This is a genomic window from Sodalis sp. RH24, from assembly GCF_047324145.1.
GTDB lineage: Bacteria > Pseudomonadota > Gammaproteobacteria > Enterobacterales > Enterobacteriaceae > Acerihabitans.
Map to the genome: position 1 here is coordinate 1,980,046 of NZ_CP178729.1, position 18,608 is coordinate 1,998,653.

General features: G+C 56.6%; 18 protein-coding genes, 2 tRNA genes, 4 other RNA genes and 1 pseudogene. 7 read left to right on the plus strand and 18 right to left on the minus strand.

The genetic code is table 11. The features are described from left to right. Window positions 1–207 precede the first annotated feature (207 nt). The 5 genes from galE to gpmA all read left to right on the plus strand — a co-directional run bounded on the left by galE (window position 208) and on the right by gpmA (window position 5,351). Window positions 208–1,224 carry a UDP-glucose 4-epimerase GalE gene (galE, locus tag ACL2XG_RS09095; protein ID WP_413722324.1) on the plus strand — a complete coding sequence of 339 codons (1,017 nt, stop codon included), beginning with the start codon at window positions 208–210 and terminating at the stop codon, window positions 1,222–1,224. A gap of 15 nt (window positions 1,225–1,239) precedes the next feature. Then, window positions 1,240–2,292 (plus strand): galactose-1-phosphate uridylyltransferase, encoded by a 1,053-nt coding sequence (galT, locus tag ACL2XG_RS09100; protein ID WP_410016025.1) that lies wholly within the window; start codon window positions 1,240–1,242, stop codon window positions 2,290–2,292. Beyond that, on the plus strand, window positions 2,289–3,437 hold the full coding sequence (galK, locus tag ACL2XG_RS09105; RefSeq protein WP_410016026.1) for a galactokinase: 1,149 nt from the start codon (window positions 2,289–2,291) through the stop codon (window positions 3,435–3,437). The genes galT and galK overlap by 4 nt, the downstream gene beginning before the upstream one ends. Continuing rightward, window positions 3,431–4,477 (plus strand): galactose-1-epimerase, encoded by a 1,047-nt coding sequence (gene galM / locus ACL2XG_RS09110; RefSeq protein WP_410016027.1) that lies wholly within the window; start codon window positions 3,431–3,433, stop codon window positions 4,475–4,477. Before galK ends, galM begins: the two co-directional genes overlap by 7 nt. 121 nt (window positions 4,478–4,598) lie before the next feature. Next, window positions 4,599–5,351 (plus strand): 2,3-diphosphoglycerate-dependent phosphoglycerate mutase, encoded by a 753-nt coding sequence (gene gpmA, locus ACL2XG_RS09115; protein WP_410016028.1) that lies wholly within the window; start codon window positions 4,599–4,601, stop codon window positions 5,349–5,351. A 90-nt stretch (window positions 5,352–5,441) separates the two neighbouring features. Here the strand turns inward: gpmA and aroG are convergent, their stop codons facing one another. Continuing rightward, window positions 5,442–6,524: a 3-deoxy-7-phosphoheptulonate synthase AroG gene (aroG, locus tag ACL2XG_RS09120; RefSeq protein WP_413722323.1), complete on the minus strand. Its 1,083-nt coding sequence runs from the start codon at window positions 6,522–6,524 to the stop codon at window positions 5,442–5,444. A gap of 324 nt (window positions 6,525–6,848) precedes the next feature. On the opposite strand from aroG, the gene ACL2XG_RS09125 reads away from it, so the two are divergent. Further along, complete coding sequence (locus tag ACL2XG_RS09125; RefSeq protein ID WP_410016030.1) at window positions 6,849–7,226, plus strand: protein YbgS; 378 nt, start codon at window positions 6,849–6,851, stop codon at window positions 7,224–7,226. Between the two features lie 286 nt (window positions 7,227–7,512). Continuing rightward, window positions 7,513–8,472, plus strand: coding sequence for a CDF family zinc transporter ZitB (gene zitB, locus ACL2XG_RS09130; protein ID WP_413722322.1), 960 nt, complete (start codon window positions 7,513–7,515; stop codon window positions 8,470–8,472). On the opposite strand, the gene nadA is transcribed toward zitB, so the two are convergent. From nadA to cydB, 17 genes and pseudogenes are all read right to left on the minus strand, one after another. Then, window positions 8,469–9,530: a quinolinate synthase NadA gene (gene nadA / locus ACL2XG_RS09135; RefSeq protein WP_413722321.1), complete on the minus strand. Its 1,062-nt coding sequence runs from the start codon at window positions 9,528–9,530 to the stop codon at window positions 8,469–8,471. The genes zitB and nadA overlap by 4 nt on opposite strands. 379 nt (window positions 9,531–9,909) lie before the next feature. Next, window positions 9,910–10,036: non-coding RNA, RtT sRNA (locus ACL2XG_RS09140), on the minus strand. A gap of 44 nt (window positions 10,037–10,080) precedes the next feature. Then, a non-coding RNA gene (locus ACL2XG_RS09145) (RtT sRNA) lies at window positions 10,081–10,207 on the minus strand. Window positions 10,208–10,251: 44 nt separating this feature from the next. Continuing rightward, window positions 10,252–10,378, minus strand: a non-coding RNA gene (locus ACL2XG_RS09150) — RtT sRNA. Window positions 10,379–10,421: 43 nt separating this feature from the next. Then, window positions 10,422–10,497 (minus strand) — tRNA-Lys (locus ACL2XG_RS09155). A gap of 33 nt (window positions 10,498–10,530) precedes the next feature. Continuing rightward, a non-coding RNA gene (locus ACL2XG_RS09160) (RtT sRNA) lies at window positions 10,531–10,657 on the minus strand. A 44-nt stretch (window positions 10,658–10,701) separates the two neighbouring features. After that, a tRNA-Lys gene (locus ACL2XG_RS09165) sits at window positions 10,702–10,777 on the minus strand. Between the two features lie 178 nt (window positions 10,778–10,955). After that, the gene (gene cpoB, locus ACL2XG_RS09170; protein WP_413722320.1) at window positions 10,956–11,768 is read right to left on the minus strand and encodes a cell division protein CpoB; all 813 of its coding nucleotides are present in this window, start codon (window positions 11,766–11,768) and stop codon (window positions 10,956–10,958) included. Between the two features lie 9 nt (window positions 11,769–11,777). Beyond that, window positions 11,778–12,293, minus strand: coding sequence for a peptidoglycan-associated lipoprotein Pal (pal, locus tag ACL2XG_RS09175; protein WP_410016034.1), 516 nt, complete (start codon window positions 12,291–12,293; stop codon window positions 11,778–11,780). Between the two features lie 43 nt (window positions 12,294–12,336). Beyond that, entirely contained in the window at window positions 12,337–13,629 is a 1,293-nt protein-coding gene (gene tolB / locus ACL2XG_RS09180) for a Tol-Pal system beta propeller repeat protein TolB (protein ID WP_413722319.1), read from the minus strand. Window positions 13,630–13,770: 141 nt separating this feature from the next. Further along, window positions 13,771–15,117 (minus strand): cell envelope integrity protein TolA, encoded by a 1,347-nt coding sequence (gene tolA / locus ACL2XG_RS09185; protein WP_410016036.1) that lies wholly within the window; start codon window positions 15,115–15,117, stop codon window positions 13,771–13,773. A 54-nt stretch (window positions 15,118–15,171) separates the two neighbouring features. Next, on the minus strand, window positions 15,172–15,594 hold the full coding sequence (gene tolR, locus ACL2XG_RS09190; RefSeq protein WP_410016037.1) for a colicin uptake protein TolR: 423 nt from the start codon (window positions 15,592–15,594) through the stop codon (window positions 15,172–15,174). 14 nt (window positions 15,595–15,608) lie between these two features. Further along, on the minus strand, window positions 15,609–16,298 hold the full coding sequence (tolQ, locus tag ACL2XG_RS09195; protein ID WP_331121173.1) for a Tol-Pal system protein TolQ: 690 nt from the start codon (window positions 16,296–16,298) through the stop codon (window positions 15,609–15,611). Continuing rightward, window positions 16,295–16,699: a tol-pal system-associated acyl-CoA thioesterase gene (gene ybgC, locus ACL2XG_RS09200; RefSeq protein WP_410016038.1), complete on the minus strand. Its 405-nt coding sequence runs from the start codon at window positions 16,697–16,699 to the stop codon at window positions 16,295–16,297. Before ybgC ends, tolQ begins: the two co-directional genes overlap by 4 nt. 307 nt (window positions 16,700–17,006) lie before the next feature. After that, entirely contained in the window at window positions 17,007–17,300 is a 294-nt protein-coding gene (ybgE, locus tag ACL2XG_RS09205) for a cyd operon protein YbgE (RefSeq protein WP_413723411.1), read from the minus strand. Window positions 17,301–17,344: 44 nt separating this feature from the next. Next, window positions 17,345–17,443, minus strand: a pseudogene (cydX, locus tag ACL2XG_RS09210) (cytochrome bd-I oxidase subunit CydX); the annotation flags it as partial. A 15-nt stretch (window positions 17,444–17,458) separates the two neighbouring features. Then, window positions 17,459–18,598 (minus strand): cytochrome d ubiquinol oxidase subunit II, encoded by a 1,140-nt coding sequence (gene cydB / locus ACL2XG_RS09215; protein WP_413722318.1) that lies wholly within the window; start codon window positions 18,596–18,598, stop codon window positions 17,459–17,461. Window positions 18,599–18,608 lie beyond the last annotated feature (10 nt).

Below are 18,608 nucleotides of genomic sequence, written 5' to 3' on the forward strand. Positions count from 1 at the left end.
GGCCGGTGGGAACGCTCTCCCCTTTTCCGGCCGGCCTTCCTCATTCCTACGTGATTATCCTGGCCAACCTCTGATTTTGCCTGAGGCATGGCGCGCGAAAATGCGCTAATATTGAGTGTAATCGATTTCATTTTTTATCGGTACGATCACCTTTTTTCGGTTTTAGCCATGCTAATTTACCGCGATGAAAGGTTACAGGAGTCATAAATGTCTATATTAGTCACGGGTGGTAGCGGTTACATTGGTAGTCATACCTGCCTGCAGTTGAGCGCTGCCGGTTTCAGCCCGGTCATTTTGGATAACCTGAGCAATAGCAAACGCAGCGTGCTTGAAACAATGGCGCGCCTCGGCAAGATAACACCCGCGTTTTACCACGGCGATGTCCGAGATAAGGCGTTATTGGCACGCATTTTTGCCGAGCATGCCATCGATGCCGTGATTCATTTCGCCGGTTTGAAAGCGGTGGGCGAATCGGTGCAAAAACCCATCGACTACTATGATAACAATGTCTGCGGCACCCTGACGCTGGTGGCCGCCATGCGCGAGGCGGGCGTCAGGAACCTGATCTTCAGCTCTTCGGCCACCGTATACGGCGATCAGCCCGTGGTCCCCTATGACGAAAGCCTTCCCACCGGCCAGCCTTCCAGCCCCTATGGCCGCAGCAAGCTGATGGTCGAGCAGATCCTGGCGGACGCGCAGCGCGCGCAGCCGGAGTGGAGCATGACATTATTACGCTATTTCAATCCGGCCGGCGCCCATCCCTCCGGCGATATGGGCGAAGACCCGCAGGGCATTCCCAACAACCTGATGCCGTTTATCGCCCAGGTTGCGGTGGGGCGCCGTCCATCACTGGCCATCTTCGGTAATGATTTCCCCACCCATGACGGCACCGGCGTACGCGACTATATTCATGTCATGGATCTGGCGGACGGCCATGTCGCGGCGCTGAAGGCGCTGCGGGATAAACCCGGTACCCATATTTATAATCTTGGCGCCGGCGTCGGGTACAGCGTGCTGGACGTGGTGAAAGCCTTTAGCAACGCCTGCGGCAAACCGGTGCCATATCATTTCGCGCCGCGCCGCGAAGGCGATCTGGCCGCCTATTGGGCCGCGCCGGATAAAGCCGCGCGTGATTTGCACTGGCGGGTCAGCCGCTCGCTGGAAGAGATGGCCGCCGATACCTGGCGCTGGCAGTCGCGCCACCCGAACGGTTATCCGGATTGAGTTTCAGGAGAAAGTATGCAACATTTTAACCCCGTCGATCATCCCCATCGGCGGTACAATCCGCTCAGCGGACAATGGGTTCTGGTCTCGCCGCACCGCGCCAAGCGCCCGTGGCAGGGCCAGCAGGAAACGCCGTCGGTGCAAACGTTGCCCCGGCACGACCCCGACTGTTTTCTCTGTCCGGGCAATACCCGCGTATCGGGCGATAAAAACCCCGACTACACCACCACCTACGTATTTACCAATGATTTTGCCGCGCTGATGACGGATACCCCGGACGCCCCGGCCGGCGATAATCCCCTGATGCGCTGTGAAAGCGCGCGCGGCACCAGTCGCGTTATCTGTTTTTCCCCCGATCACAGCAAAACCCTGCCGGAGTTATCTTTGCCGGCGCTGGAAGCCGTGATCAAGACCTGGCAGGAACAAAGCGCCGATCTGGGACAGCGCTATCCCTGGGTGCAGGTATTTGAAAATAAAGGCGCGGCCATGGGATGCTCCAACCCCCATCCGCACGGCCAGATCTGGGCCAACAGCTTTTTGCCCAACGAGGCCGAGCGCGAAGACCGGCTGCAGCGCGACTACTTCTTGCAGCAGCATTCCCCGCTGCTGATGGATTACCTGAAGCTGGAACTGGCGGACGGCGCGCGCACGGTGGTGGAAACCGAACACTGGCTGGCGGTGGTGCCCTACTGGGCGGCCTGGCCGTTTGAAACCCTGCTGCTGCCCAAGGCCCATGTGTTGCGTCTGGACGACCTGGACCCCGCGCAAAGCGCCGATCTGGCCGTGGCCATTAAAAAGCTGACCAGCCGTTACGATAATTTGTTCAACTGCTCCTTTCCTTATTCGATGGGCTGGCACGGCGCGCCCTATCTTGAGCAGGACAATAGCCACTGGCAGCTGCACGCACACTTTTATCCGCCGCTGTTACGTTCGGCAACGGTGCGGAAATTTATGGTTGGTTATGAAATGCTGGCGGAAACCCAGCGTGACCTGACCGCTGAACAAGCCAGCGATCGCCTGCGCGCGGTCAGCGATATTCATTTTCGGGAATCCGGAGTAGCACAATGACCTTAAAAAACACCACCGAAGCTGTTTTCCGCCAGACCTACGGCTATGACGCCACCCTCACGGTACAGGCTCCCGGGCGCGTTAATCTGATTGGCGAACACACCGACTATAATGACGGTTTTGTACTGCCGTGCGCCATTGACTACGCCACGGTTGTAAGCGCGGCAAAACGTGATGATCGTCAAATCCGGGTTATTGCCGTGGATTGTGACGGCGAGCAAGACATTTTTTCCCTGGATGAGCCAATTTTGTCTCATCCGACCCAGCAATGGTCCAATTATGTGCGCGGCGTGATCAAACATTTACAGCAACGCGACCCGCACTTCGGCGGCGCCGATCTGGTGCTGAGCGGCAACGTCCCGCAGGGCGCGGGCTTAAGCTCGTCGGCCTCGCTGGAAGTGGCGGTGGGCAAGGCGATACAAACGCTTTATCACCTGGCGCTGGATAACGTCGCCCTGGCGCTGAACGGCCAGGAAGCGGAGAACCAGTTTGTCGGCTGTAACTGCGGCATTATGGATCAGCTGATCTCCGCGCTGGGCAAGGATAACCACGCGCTGCTGATCGATTGCCGCACTCTGGGCACGCGCGCGGTGCCGATGCCGGATAACGTGGCGGTGGTGATTATCAATTCCAACGTCAAACGCGGTCTGGTGGACAGTGAATACAATGCCCGCCGCGAACAATGCGAAACCGGCGCGCGTTTTTTTACCGCCGATAAGCTGCGCGATGTGGAATTAAGCCAGTTCGCCGCCGTAGAGCATGAATTGGATCCGGTTGTCGCTAAGCGCGTGCGCCATGTCCTGACGGAAAACGCGCGCACGCTGGCGGCGGCGGATGCCCTGGCCGCGGGCGATTTGACCCTGATGGGCACCCTGATGGCGCAGTCCCATGCCTCGATGCGCGACGACTTTGAGATTACCGTGCCGCCCATCGATACCCTGGTGGACATCGTGAAGCGGGAAATCGGCGATCGGGGCGGCGTGCGTATGACCGGCGGTGGTTTTGGCGGATGCGTGGTGGCGCTGATGCCGACGGACCGCGTGGACGCGGTGCGCCAGGCGGTCGCCAGCCAGTATCAGCAAAAAACCGGCCTGAAAGAGGCGTTTTATGTATGTCACGCGAGTGAAGGAACAGCCATATGCTAAAAGAGTATGAATCAGGTATCGCCCCTGACGGCCAGCCATTCCAATGCGTCACCCTGGGAACCGAACAGGGGATGCAGATTACGCTGATGGATTGGGGCGCCACCTGGCTTTCGTGCCAGCTGCCGCTGAAATCCGGCAATAAGCGCGAGGTGCTCCTGGGCTGTCCGTCGCCGGAGGAATATACCCGCCAGACGGCCTACCTGGGTGCCACCGTCGGCCGCTATGCCAACCGTATCGCCAATGCTACCCTGACCCGTAGCGGCGGCACCTGGCCGCTCAGCGCCAATCAGGGCGCCCATCAGCTGCACGGCGGTCCGCAGGGATTCCACGCCCGCCGCTGGTTATGCGTCGAACATACCCAGACCTCAGTGCTGTTCCGGCTGCAATCCGCCGACGGCGATCAGGGGTTTCCGGGTAATTTGGTCGCCGAAGTGCGCTATACCGTTAACGACGACGGCCAGGTGGCCATTGACTATCGGGCGACGGTGGATAAAGCGTGCCCGGTAAACCTGACCAACCATGCTTATTTCCATCTGGACGGCGCCAATAGCGATGTGCGCCAGCAAAAACTGCAGATTTACGCCACGCAATACCTGCCGGTGGACAGCGAAGGCATTCCCTGCGCGCCGTTAACCGATGTGGAAAATACCGGCATGGATTTTCGCCAGCCCAAGACCATCGCCAGGGATTTCCTGCGCGATCGCGATCAGCAGCGCATGAAAGGCTATGATCACGCCTATCTGCTCTACCCCGCCTGCACTGACGGCGAGACGCCGGCCGCCCAGTTGTGGTCGGCGGATAATCAGGTCTTGCTGAAGGTGTATACCACCGCGCCGGCGCTACAGCTTTATACCGGCAATTTCCTGGCCGGCACGCCGGCGCGCCAGGGCGGCGATTATCAGAACTACAGCGGCGTGGCGCTGGAAAGCGAATTCCTGCCGGACAGCCCTAACCATCCGGAATGGCCACAGCCGGATTGCTGGCTAAAACCCGGTGAAACTTATCATTCATCAACCCGTTATCAGTTTGTCGCGCTCTGACTGCTATCGCTGAACCATTTATTTCGCTATGTTTGACCTTATGCGGTTGCCGCCCCACCCGGCCAGGCAATATAATGCTAATAGTATTCATAAAAATCTTTAGACTTTAAGGAGTCAAGCGATGGCTGTAACGAAACTGGTTCTGGTACGACACGGTGAAAGCCAGTGGAACAATGAAAATCGTTTCACCGGCTGGACGGACGTCGATCTGTCCGACAAAGGCCGTACTGAAGCGAAACAAGCGGGTAAGCAGCTGAAGGAAGAAGGTTTTATCTTCGATTTTGCTTATACTTCCGTTTTAAAGCGCGCCATCCATACTTTGTGGAACATCCTGGACGAACTGGATCAGGCCTGGCTGCCGGTGGAAAAATCCTGGCGCCTGAATGAACGCCATTACGGCGCGTTGCAGGGTCTGAACAAATCGGAAACCGCTGAAAAATACGGCGACGAACAGGTAAAGCAATGGCGTCGTGGTTTTGCCGTCACACCGCCGGAATTGAGCCGCGATGACGAACGTTTCCCCGGCCACGATCCCCGTTACGCAAAACTGACCGCGGAAGAGCTGCCGACCACTGAAAGCCTGGCGCTGACCATTGAGCGCGTCACCCCCTACTGGAACGATACAATTTTACCGCGCATGAAAAAAGGCGAGCGCGTTATTATCGCCGCGCACGGCAACTCGATCCGCGCCTTGGTGAAATTTCTGGATAATATGAGCGAAGAAGAGATTCTTGAGCTGAATATCCCGACCGGCGTACCGCTGGTGTATGAGTTCGACGAAAACATGAAACCTGTGAAGCATTACTATCTGGGCAACGCCGCGGAAATCGCCGCCAAGGCCGCCGCAGTAGCCAACCAGGGTAAAGCGAAATAACCCTGTAAATCCCCCCGGCGCCCGCGCCGGGAGAATAAACGCCGCAAATCCGCGTTATTTGCCGGATAAGCATCATCCGGCAATATCCTTTCAGGCAGCAGGGTTAACGTCCCGGCCCGCCGCCAGACGCCGTGCCCGTACCGCCTGGGCCAATTGGTTTAACATCGCTTCGGTATCCGGCCAGCCTATGCAGGCATCGGTAATGCTTTTGCCATAAACCAGGGGTTCACCGCTCTCAAGGCTCTGGTTACCCTCCACCAGGTGGCTTTCCACCATGACGCCGATAATGCCCTTTTCGCCCGCCGTCAGCTGCGTGCAGACATCCTGCGCGACCTCCATTTGTTTTTTGTACTGCTTGCTGCTGTTAGCGTGGCTGCAATCTATCATCACCTGGGCGGGCAGGTTGGCCTTGGCCAGCCCCACTTTTACCGCGTTAACATGGTGAGCGCTGTAATTGGGCTCCCTGCCGCCGCGCAGAATGATATGGCAGTCGCTATTGCCGCTGGTGTTGACGATGGCGGAATGGCCCCACTTGGTCACCGACAAAAAACAATGGGCGGCGCCGGCGGCATTGATAGCGTCAATGGCGACCTTGATGGTGCCGTCGGTGCCGTTTTTAAAACCCACCGGACAGGAGAGGCCTGAGGCCAGCTCGCGATGCACCTGTGATTCGGTGGTGCGCGCGCCGATGGCGCCCCAGCTCATCAGATCCGCGACGTACTGCGGGGTAATCATATCCAGGAACTCGCCGGCCGCCGGCAGGCCGGTATCGTTAATATCCAGCAGGAGTTTACGGGCAATGCGCAGGCCCTGGTTAATCTGGAAGCTGTTATCCATTAACGGGTCATTGATAAGCCCTTTCCAGCCTACGGTGGTGCGCGGCTTCTCAAAATATACCCGCATCACTATTTCCAGATCGCCGCTCAGCTGCTGGCGCAAAGCAAGCAAACGCGCGGCATATTCTGTGGCCGCCGCGGTATCATGAATCGAGCAGGGGCCGATAACCACCAGCAGGCGGTCGTCGTTGCCCTTGAGGATCTTGTGAATTGCGGCGCGGGCGCTTGATACCGTCCTGGCGGCGCGCTCGGTGGCGGGGAATTTTTCCAGCAGCGCCACCGGCGGCAGTAACTCTTTAATATCTTTAATTCTTAGATCGTCGTTAAGGTAATTCATAGGGGGTCCGTTTTCTCTCCACGCGGCTGCGCTTATTCATAACATCTTGAATTTTTGCCGTTTAATCTCACTGGCGGGATTGATACTGTACACATGCTTTCAAGCCTTTCGCCAGTAAATTGCCTTGAAATTTGATAACTCCCGATTCTTGGCTATCCTTAAATAGTGATAAGCCAACGATAACGGGAACTTAAAAGCCCCGCTCTTTCGGCTTACCATTTCCTTGCGAGGCCATTGGGTGCGCCTCGGTGAGGTTTTGCGCCCGCTAAACATGTCAAAATGCGGGTTTGATAATCACCCCTGGCACGAAAGAGGGAAAATAATATGCAAACCACTACCACGAAGAAAATGGCAATGTTGTTTATTACCGCTGTAATGACCCTGGGCAGCGGTGCGGCCATGGCGGCAGATTCCACAGCAGCCGGCAGCACCAATTCCAATAATGGCCAGCAAAACCAATCTGGCGGAGCCGGTTCTAAAGAGAATACCGCGCCAAATGGCGTCAGCAACGACAAAATCAATACCGGCGGCACCGATACCTCCAAGACCGGCAGCACCGACGCCACCTCTGATTTAAACGCCTCCGAGGTACACAAAAATACCATGTGTAAAGACGGCCGTTGCCCGGACACCAATTCCAAAGTTGAAACCGGCCAAAGCGGCACTACCGAGGCCACTAAAACCGACGGCACCACCAATTAAAAACTGAACCGGCAGGCTTCCCCCTGCTTTATTATTCAGCTTTTTCAAGAGAAATCAGGTTACAGCCTGGTTTCTTTTTTTATGTATTATGGCTGCTGAGCGGCATTATCCAGCGCGTTTGTTATAAACAATAGCATCAAGGCGCCAAACCGGCGCAACGTTCCGCCGCCCGCGGCATTTATTATTACCGCCGCCGTTACCATAATAACCTGAGAAATCCCTACGGCAACCCTTCGTTTCTCGGCTACTATCTTGGTAGACAGGTTGCGCTTTTACAGGAAAATGCATGGCATCGACACATAACCCTTCGCCATCCCATGCCCAGGAGCATGGGACGCAGGCGAACAACAATAATAAACGCCTGATGGCGGCCTTTGCCGTAACGGCTGTTTTTATGGCCGTGGAAGTGGCGGGCGGGCTGCTGTCGGGATCGCTGGCGCTGCTGGCCGATGCGGGGCATATGCTGACCGACGCCGCCGCGTTGTTGATGGCCTTGCTGGCGGTACGGTTCGCCCAACGTAAACCCAGCAGCAGCCATACCTTCGGCTACCTGAGATTGACCACCCTGGCGGCCTTCGTGAACGCGCTGGCCCTGCTGTTGATTACCGCGCTGATTGTCTGGGAGGCGATACGGCGTTTTTACCAGCCCCATCCGGTGGCCGGCTGGACCATGATGATTATCGCCGTTGCCGGCCTGTTGGCCAACCTGCTGTCTTTCGTGCTGCTGCATGGGGGAGAAGGTGAAAAAAACATCAACCTGCGCGCCGCCGCGCTGCATGTGCTGGGGGATTTATTGGGATCGGTCGGGGCGATTATCGCGGCGGTGGTGATATTGATGACCGGCTGGATGCCCATCGATCCGATCTTATCCATCCTGGTCTCGTGCCTGGTGCTGCGCAGCGGCTGGCGGCTGATGCGCGAAAGCCTGCATGAGCTGCTCGAGGGCACGCCCAGCCGCATAGATATCGAGAAACTGAAACGGGATCTGTCGCTGAATATTCCCGAGGTGCGCAACATCCATCATGTCCATATCTGGCAAGTGGGCGAAAAACCGGTGATGACCCTGCATGCGCAGGTGATTCCGCCCTATGATCATGATGCGCTGCTGCATCAAATCCAGCATTTTCTGCTGGACCATTATCACATCAGCCATGCCACCGTGCAGATGGAATACCGCAACTGCCCCGAGGACGATTGCGGTATCAACGACGGCGGCGGGCTGGCCCATGCCCACCATCATCATTAAGCGTTGCCGGTAACCCGTACCTTAAGCTCGGCGGCAAAGGCGAGCATGCGGTTTAACGGCACCAGCGCCTTGACACGCAATTCATCCGGCACATGGACCTCATGGGCAGCCCCGCCCTGTTCAAGGCCGTCAGCGACGGCTTTCAGGCCGTTCATGGCCATCCAGGGGCAATGGGCGCAGCTGCGGCAGGTGGCGCCATCACCGGCGGTGGGCGCCTCAAGCAGGGTTTTATCCGGACAGGCCTGCTGCATTTTATAAAATATGCCGCGATCGGTCGCGACGATCATTTGCTGCTGCGGCAGGGTTTTTGCCGCCTGGATCAGCTGGCTGGTCGACCCGACCGCATCGGCCATGGCGACAATGGCCTGGGGCGATTCAGGGTGTACCAGCACCGCCGCGTGCGGATAAAGCCGTTTCATATTGAGCAATGCCTGGGTCTTGAACTCGTCATGGACGATGCAGGCGCTCTGCCAGCATAAAATATCCGCGCCGGTCTGGCTTTGTACATACCTTCCGAGATGCCGGTCCGGCGCCCAGATGATTTTTTCCCCCAGGCTATCAAGATGCTCGATAAGATCAACGGCGATGCTGGAGGTGACAACCCAGTCGGCGCGCGCTTTAACCGCCGCCGAGGTATTGGCGTAGACCACCACGGTGCGGTCCGGATGGGCGGCGCAAAACGCGCTGAACTCCTCCACCGGGCATCCCAGGTCCAGCGAACATTCGGCCTTCAGGGTCGGCATCAGCACCGTTTTCTCGGGGCTGAGGATTTTCGCCGTTTCCCCCATAAACCGCACGCCGGCCACCAGGAGCGTGGTGGCGGGATGCGTGCTGCCAAACCGCGCCATTTCAAGCGAATCGGCCACGCAGCCGCCGGTCGCCTCCGCCAGCGCCTGGATTTCCGGGTCGGTATAATAATGGGCGACCATAACGGCGTTGCGCTGTTTCAGCAAGCGCGCGATCTTGGCGTAATAGAATTCTTTTTCATCCGCGTTCAGGGCGCGCGGTTTGGGTGGGAAAGGATAGATGGCCGCATTGACATCCAACACTTCGCTCATTGCTTATATCCTGCTGTGTTCCCGCGCATGGGCTGGGCGCCGTTAAAGGCGTTTGCACAGTCTATGCAGCGCGTGTGTTTTATATACTAAACAAAATAATCAATTTTTAACCAAATGTCCTGTTAATTTTGTATTTTTTTGTGTTTTTGTTTAGTTAATATGACTTTGGTATGCAGGCAGGCGCTGAAGGCAAAACATTAATGGATTTTACGGCGCCGCACCAGTCGATATGTGCGATACAGGGCGCAATGTCGCAAAATTCTTGTGGATAACGCTGTCTCGCTGCGCTCGGCTCGAACCTGCGCAGGTTCTCATCCGCACGACGAGTGCGCTATGTAAATACGTATAGTGGAGTCAAACCTGGGGAATTTTATAACAATGGTGGGTCGTGCAGGATGACTCGGCCGTTGGCCTCGCCCTGCGGGTCGTTGCCGTACCGGCAACGCTGTCTCGCTGCGCTCGGCTCGAACTTGCGCAGGATCTCATCCGCACGACGAGTGCGCTATGTAAATACGTATAGTGGAGGCAAACCTGGGGAATTTTATAACAATGGTGGGTCGTGCAGGATGACTCGGCCGTTGGCCTCGCCCTGCGGGTCGTTGCCGTACCGGCAACGCTGTCTCGCTGCGCTCGGCTCGAACCTGCGCAGGTTCTCATCCGCACGACGAGTGCGCTATGTAAATACGGATAATGGCGACAAGCTTGGGGAACTTTATAATAATGGTGGGTCGTGCAGGATGACTCGGCCTTTGGCCTCGCCCTGCGGGGCGTTGCCGTACCGGCAACGCTGTCTCGCTGCGCTCGGCTCGAACCTGCGCAGGTTCTCATCCGCACGACGAGTGCGCTATGTAAATACGTATAGTGGAACAAACCTGGGGAATTTTATAACAATGGTGGGTCGTGCAGGATTCGAACCTGCGACCAATTGATTAAAAGTCAACTGCTCTACCAACTGAGCTAACGACCCCTTGGCGGGATTTACTGTGTGGCGACCGGATAGTGGTGGGTCGTGCAGGATGACTCGGCCTTGGCCTCGCCCTCCGGGTCGTTGCCGTACCGGCAACGCTGTCTCGCTGCGCTCGGCTCGAACCTGCGCAGGCTCGAATCTGGCACAACTCCTGCGCTATACCACACTAGCGACGGTGTTCATAAAACTTGATATCTGCAAAATTGGTGGGTCGTGCAGGATTCGAACCTGCGACCAATTGATTAAAAGTCAACTGCTCTACCAACTGAGCTAACGACCCTGATATCCGTTATTTTGCTGGCGCCCGGGATGTCACGCTTTCCCGTGGCAACGGCGGCATATATTACTTTCTAAAATTTTCTGCGCAACCTAAATTTGCACAATAGCGTTCAACTGCTTGATCTTCGAGCATCCAGGCCTGAATCCGGCGGGTAATACCCGCAAGAGGCCTGAATGGTTCAAAGACTGGACAGGCGTTTTTGCGCTTGTTTGGCAGAATCCGTGTTGGGATAAAGTTTGATAACCTGCTGGTAAACGGCCTTGGCTTTGTCGGTCTGGCCTTTTTCCTGCATGATTACCCCAACTTTAAACAGGGCTTCGGAGCTTTTGGGTGATTTGGGGTAATTTTTAACGACCAGGGCAAAATAATACGCCGCATCGTCCTTTTTACCTTTGTTGTAATTCAACTGACCCAACCAGTAGTTGGCATTGGGCTGGTAGGTTGAATCCGGATAACGTTTAACAAAATTCTGGAATGCCGTGATGCCTTGATCGTACTGTTTTTTCTCCAGTACCAAAGCCACCGCCGCGTTGTAATCGGTATTGGCGTCACCGGTGCTGCCGCCGGCCGAAGAGGCCGCAGGAGCCGCCGCATCGGCGCTGGCGCCAGTGGACGGGGTTGCCGCGCCGCTGTTGTCCGCACCGCTGTCAGGCGTGGCCGCAGCCGCATCCTGGCCGCCTTTGCTGCTCAGGCTGTCCATTTGCTGATAGATTTGTTTCTGGCGCTCCACCACTTGCGAAAGCTGGTACTGGCTTTCCTGGATTTGACCCCGCAAGGAATCGATATCGCGCTGAGTGTCGGAGAGTTGTTGCTGAAGTTGAGTTAATAGCTGACCGTGAGCGTTGGAAATACGCTCAAGTTGAGTGACCCGATCTTCCACCGAGCCGGAGCCGACATTACTGATTGGCGCTTGGGCGGTAGCGGCCCAAGGGGCCGCTACGCCAACCAGCAACGACAGACTTAACAGGTAATGTCTGAAGTTACCGCTCATGCAATTCTCTTAGTATACCAGTACGGCACGACGGTTTTTGGCATAAGCCGATTCGTCATGTCCCAGCACAGCCGGCTTCTCTTTACCGTAAGATACGATAGAGATCTGGTCGACAGAGACGCCTTTACCCTGAAGATACATCTTCACGGCATTGGCGCGACGTTCGCCCAGGGCGATGTTATATTCCGGCGTACCGCGTTCATCCGCATGACCTTCTACGGTCACTTTATAGGATGGGTTGCTGCGCAGGAAGTTAGCATGTGCGTCCAGCATCTGGGCGAAATCAGAACGGATATCGTACTTATCAAGATCGAAGTAAACGATATTGTTCCGTTGCAGTTCTTGCATCTGCAGACGCGCTTGTTCTTCGGAAGAAGAATTGGCACCGCTCGCATTGTCCATACCAGTGCCAGCGCCCATGGCAGAATCTGCGCCATTGTTAGCGCTTTTGTGGGAACTACACGCGGCGATAGCCAGTACAGGCACGGCCAGCATCAGCCCTTTTAGCACTTTGTTCAGTTGCATCTCATTTTCCTTTTATAGTTTGCCATACATATTTACACATGCATCACAGATTCGGAGACCAGGCAGGAAATTTGACCTGTCCATCAGTCGCCGGAAGACGCGCTTTGAAACGCCCATCAATCGAAACCAGCTGTAGCACGGAACCCATCCCTTGTGTAGAGCTGTAGATAACCATGGTGCCATTGGGTGCGAGGCTAGGTGTTTCATCCAGGAACGTGGCCGTTAAAACTTGCACGGCTCCCGTCGCCAGATCTTGTTTAGCGATATGCTGAGCGCCGCCGTTGCTGCTGACCATGACCAGGAACTTACCGTCCGCGCTCACGTCGGCGTCCTGGTTCTGGGAACCTTCCCAGGTCAGGCGCTGCGGGCTACCGCCGTTGATACCCACTTTATACACTTGCGGACGGCCGCCCTGGTCCGAGGTATACGCCAGGGTCTGGTTATCCGGGAACCAGGTCGGCTCCGTGTTGTTGCTGCGACCGTCGGTCACTTGCGTTATCTGGCCGGAGCCTAAATTCATCACATAAATATTTAAACTACCGGATTTCGACAGGGCGAAGGCCAGCTTGGAGCCGTCCGGCGAAAAGGCCGGCGCGCCGTTATGCTGCGGAAAGCTGGCAATCTGCCTTACCGTTTGTTTATAGACATCCTGCACCACCAGCGCCGAGCGCCCGCTTTCAAACGTCACATAGGCCACCTTGCTGCCGTCAGGCGACCAGGCCGGCGACATCAGCGGCTGGGGAGACCGGTGGACCACAAACTGGTTGAACCCGTCATAGTCGGCTATGCGCAGCTCATAAGGATACTGCCCGCCGTTGGTTTGCACCACATAAGCGATACGGGTGCGAAACGCGCCCTTGATCCCGGTCAATTTTTCAAAAACGCCGTCGCTGGCGGCATGGGCACCGTAACGCAGATCGGATTTTTTCACTTTAAACTGGTTTTGCTCCAATACCGCGCCGGGGTTGCCGGAGGTATCAACCAGTTGGTAGGAGATGACAAAATTACCGTCGGCGCTGGGTTGGATCTGCCCCACGACAACCGCGTCGATACCCAGGGCGGTCCATGCCGCCGGTGTGACTTCGGCGGCCGTAGCGGGCTGCTGCGGCATACGCGCCACATCGATCGGGTTAAATTTACCGCTGTTGCGCAAATCCGCGCCGACAATGCCGCCGATGTCCTCGGGCGCGGCGCCCGGTCCCGCCCATTTAAACGGAACCACGCCAATGGGCCGCGCCGAGTCAACCCCTTGCGTGATCTCAATTCGCACTTCCGCATGCAGCACGGATGCCCATAAAATCATTAAACCTAGCGCTACTCGAAATGCCTGCTTCATTTCATCTCCCATACCGAGGCGATACGCCACGATAAATTAGCAGAATTTTAACTAAACCACGTAAACAAAACCATATACATCAGGTAGACAACATAGTCTAAATCTTAAACCATCACCGGTATATTTTGACTTCTTTACCCATTATTGCGGTTTAAAATCAATTGGCGCATTTTTGAATACTTCATAAACGGCCTGACTTGGCGGTTTCGGTATTTTAGCCAGTTTCGCCGCCGAGACAGCCGCCTGGCATAAGGCCGGGTCGCCCCCTTCGGAAGAGACCGAGATGACCATGCCATCAGGAGCCAGTTTCAGGCGCAACACACATGTCTTGCCGGCGAATGAAGGATCGCTGTAAAACTTCGCTTCGATGGCCGCTTTAACCTGGCCCGCGTAACTATTTATTTCCGCGCCCGACGCCCCGCTCTCCTTGCTCGCGCCCGTGCCTTTCGGCTTACTGCCCCCGGTTGGCCCGCCGCCGGCTTTGGGCGCGTTTTTCGAATCGGTCAAACCACCCAGTAAATCATCGACTTCATTAGACTCTTTTGCAGCGGCGGCGGCGGCGGCTTTTTTCGCATCCCCGGCCGCTTTTTTGGCTGCTGCTGCGGCGGCCTTGGCTTCAGCCGCGGCGGCGGCTTTATCCTTGGCGGCCTGTTCGGCCTTGGCCGCCGCGGCGGCGTCTGCTTTTTCCTTGGCCGCTTCGGCTTTGGCGGCGGCCGCTTTGGCCGCGTCGGCCTTGGCGGTGGCCGCCGCTTTTTCGGCGGCGGCGGCTTTGGCGGCTTCCGCCTTGGCGGCCGCCGCTTCCGCGGCCGCTTCTTTTTTCGCGTCTTCTACGGCTTTCGCCTTGGCGGCCTGCTCGGCCTTGGCCTGCGCTGCCGCGTCAGCCTGCTTTTTCGCCGCCGCCGCAGCCGCCGCGGCCTGTTTACTGGCCTCGGCTTCCGCCTGTTTTTTCGCTTCGGCGGCGGCTTTGGCCTGCTGCGCCGCCTCGGCCTTGGCCTGGGCTGCCGCGGCTTCCGCCTGCTTCTGCTGTTCCTTGGCCTGCTGGGTGGCGGCTTCCGCCTGCTGCTTTTGTTCCGCCGCCTGTTTAGCGGCTTCCGCGGCCTGTTTTTGCTGCTCCGCCTGCTGTTCTTTCTGCTGCTGCGCCGCTTCCTGCGCCGCCAGCCGATCTTTTTCCAATTCTTTCAGGCGCTGCTGCTCGGCGGCCTGCTTTTGCTGCAGCTCTTCCGCCTGCTGTTGCGCCTGTTTTTCCCGCAGCTGCGACGCGCGCTGAGCGTCCGTCTGCTGCTGCTGTTGACGGTTATACTGCTGCACCACGGCACCGGGATCGACCATAACCGCGTCGATGGACGAGCCGCCTCCGCCGCCGCCACTGGATTCGAGAGTCTGCGTGTAGGAACTCCAGACCAGTAACCCGATCAGGAGAATATGCAGAACAATCGAAATAATAATGGCGCGTTTGAGCTTATCGTTCTGTTCGGTTGCCTTTACCACAATCGATTCCCACAAACAGATTTGCCAGTTAAATCGCGCATGATCAGCATGCCGTTAAATGGGCTGGGTCATCAGGCCCACCGACTTCACGCCGGCCTGATGCAGCAAATTCAGCGCCTTGATAATCTCATCATAAGGCACGTCTTTCGCGCCGCCGATAAGGAATACCGCTTTGGGATTGGCCGTAATGCGCGAGCGCGCCTCGGCCACCACCTGCTCCGGCGGCAACTGTTCCATACGGTTGTGATCCACCACCAGGCTGTACTGGCCAACACCCGATACTTCGACGATCACCGGCGGATTATCATCGCTGCTGACCGCTTTTGAATCCGTCGCGTCGGGCAAATCCACCTCGACGCTCTGGGTGATAATGGGCGCCGTCGCCATGAAAATCAACACCAGCACCAGCAGCACGTCAAGCAGTGGAACAATGTTAATTTCCGACTTAATTTGATTCCGACCACGTCTGCGGGCCATGTTCTCCCCTCCTTCTACTTAGCGCTATCGCTGCTGGCGAAGGCCTGGCGATGCAGGATGGCGATGAACTCTTCGGTAAAGTTGTCGTAGTTCTGGTCCAGCTTGTTCACGCGCTGGCTAAGGCGGTTATAGGCCATCACCGCCGGAATAGCGGCGAACAGGCCGATGGCCGTGGCGATCAGCGCTTCGGCGATACCGGGAGCAACCATTTGCAGGGTGGCCTGCTTAACCGCGCCCAGGCCGATAAAGGCATGCATGATGCCCCAGACGGTGCCGAACAAGCCGATATACGGGCTGATGGAGCCCACGGTGCCGAGGAAAGGAATATGGGTTTCCAGCGCTTCCAGCTCGCGGTTCATGGAAATCCGCATGGCGCGCGAGGCGCCTTCCACCACCGCTTCAGGCGCATGGCTGTTGGCGCGGTGCAAACGGGCGAATTCTTTAAAGCCGGAATAAAAAATCTGCTCGGATCCCGTCAGCACGTCGCGGCGGGTCTGGCTTTCCTGATACAAGCGGGACAATTCAATACCGGACCAGAATTTGTCCTCAAAGGCTTCCGCCTCGCGGGTGGCCGTGTTTAAAATACGGGTGCGCTGGATGATGATCGCCCAGGATGCAATGGAAAAGCACATTAAAATCAACATGATCAGTTTAACCAGAAAGCTTGCTTTCAGGAACAGATCAAAAATGTTCATGTCAGTCACTGCTTGAACTCCGCGACAATAGACTTAGGAAGCGCGACAGGCTTCATTTGGTGTAGATCAATACAGGCTATCAAAACATCCGCCTGGCTGAGAAGTTGCCCTTCAGCGTTCAGGATGCGTTGCGCAAAAGTCAGAGAGGCACCGCGCATTGAGACGATTTCACTTTCTACTTGCAGCAAATCGTCCAGACGCGCTGAGGCGAGATAGTCCACCGTGATGCGCCTTACCACAAACGCGATATTCTCGCTGAGGAAGGCATGCTGATGGAAATTATGCTGGCGCAGCATTTCGGTACGGGCCCTTTCGTAAAAAACCACGTAGCGTGCGTGATAAACCACACCCCCGGCGTCCGTATCTTCATAATAGACGCGTACCGGCCATCGGAATAACGTATTACTCACTGTACATCCCAGCAACGCAAAACAACGGTGCTTACTATACGCAAGAGCAACACCGTTTGGAATGGATTACCTCGGATGAATGAAAATAATTATGGATAAAGCGGGCACCGGCGCCGCGTGGGACGGGCAATGTAAAGAATATAGCGCAAGTGCTGACAAAAAGACCCGGCATTATACCCGTTGTGTTAATGAAATGCGGGAATAGTGAAATAACCTATTGCGGCGACGGGCTTTATTCGCAAAGGCTGTGCGGTGAAATGCGGTCGCTGAAACAACGCTAAAAAACAGCGTTGTTTCGCTTGGCTGTTTAGAGAAATAAATAACCCAGCGCGATGGCCAGCACCACTATCGCCGCCAGCGGCAAAAACGCCAGCCGCCATCCCCATCGGCGCGCGCGAAAACCCACGCCGTGGATAACGCCTGTGCATACCGCCCAGACAATCAACAGATTATGCCAGGCGGTGAGCGAACTGGTGGTGGAGGCAAAACGCGCCGGCATCCAGAAGACGCAGCCGGCAAGCGCTAGCGCCATGATAAGCGACAGCAGCCGCAACGGGCTGCTGTCGGTCAGGCGGTAGAGGAAATCGGTAACGGACCTGATCACTTCAGGTCGTTCTCTACCCGCTCACCGTCGGACCCGACGACGCCCGGCTGGCTATCTTCATGATGCTCCAGCGCGAGGGCCGTAATAATACCGAAGGCGCAGGCGAGCAGCGTTCCTAATATCCAGGCAAAATACCACATTTTTCAGCTCCTTCCTCAGTACAGCGTATGCGCGTTTTGTTCGATATGCTCTTTGGTAATGCGGCCATACATCTTGTAATAACACCAGATGGTATACAGCAGCACAATCGGCACAAAGATAACGGCGACGATGGTCATGACCTTCAGCGTTAGCAGGCTCGAGGTGGCGTCCCATACCGTCAGGCTAGCTTCCGGCATGGTGCTCGACGGCATGATAAACGGAAACAGGGTAACCCCCGCCGTCAGGATGATGCACGCCACGGTCAGCGATGAGAAAATAAACGCCCATGCGCCTTTGCCGAGCCGGGAACACAGCAAGGTCAGCAGCGGCAATACTACGCCCAGCGCGGGAATCGCCCAAAGTAGCGGGAAGCTGTGATAATTCGCCAGCCACGCGCCGGCTTGGTGCGCGACGGTTTTATTCAGCGGATTGGACACGGCGTTGGTATCGATGACCGAAGTGATGGTAAAACCGTCGATGCCGTTAACCAGCCACACGCCGCCCAGCAGGAATGCCACCATGGATACCAGGCTGCTGATTTGCGCGACGGTACGCACCCGCACCAGCAGATCGCCGCTGACGCGCATTTGCAGATAGGTCGCCCCCATGCCGATAAACATCGCCAGGCTGACAATGCCCGCCAGCAAACCGAAGGGGTTCAGCAATTGAAAGAAATTGCCGGTATAAAACAGGCGCAGGTATTCATCCACGTGGAAAGGTACGCCCTGCAGCAGGTTGCCGAAGGCGACGCCGATCACCACCGGCGGCACGAAACTGCCGATAAAGATGCCCCAGTCCCACATGCCGCGCCAGCGCGGATCTTCTATCTTGGAACGGTAATCAAAACCCACCGGGCGGAAAAACAGCGAAGCCAGCACCAGGATCATGGCAATATAAAAGCCGGAAAACGCCGCGGCGTACACCATCGGCCAGGCGGCGAACAGCGCCCCCCCGGCGGTGACCAGCCAGACCTGGTTGCCTTCCCAGTGCGGGGCGATGGTATTGATCATCACCCGGCGTTCGTTATCCGTTCGGCCAAGGAGGGGCATCAGCATGCCGACGCCCATATCGAAACCGTCGGTTACGGCAAAGCCTATCAGCAGGACACCGATGAGCGCCCACCAGATTAAGCGTAATACTTCATAGTCAAACATGGCGTAGGCT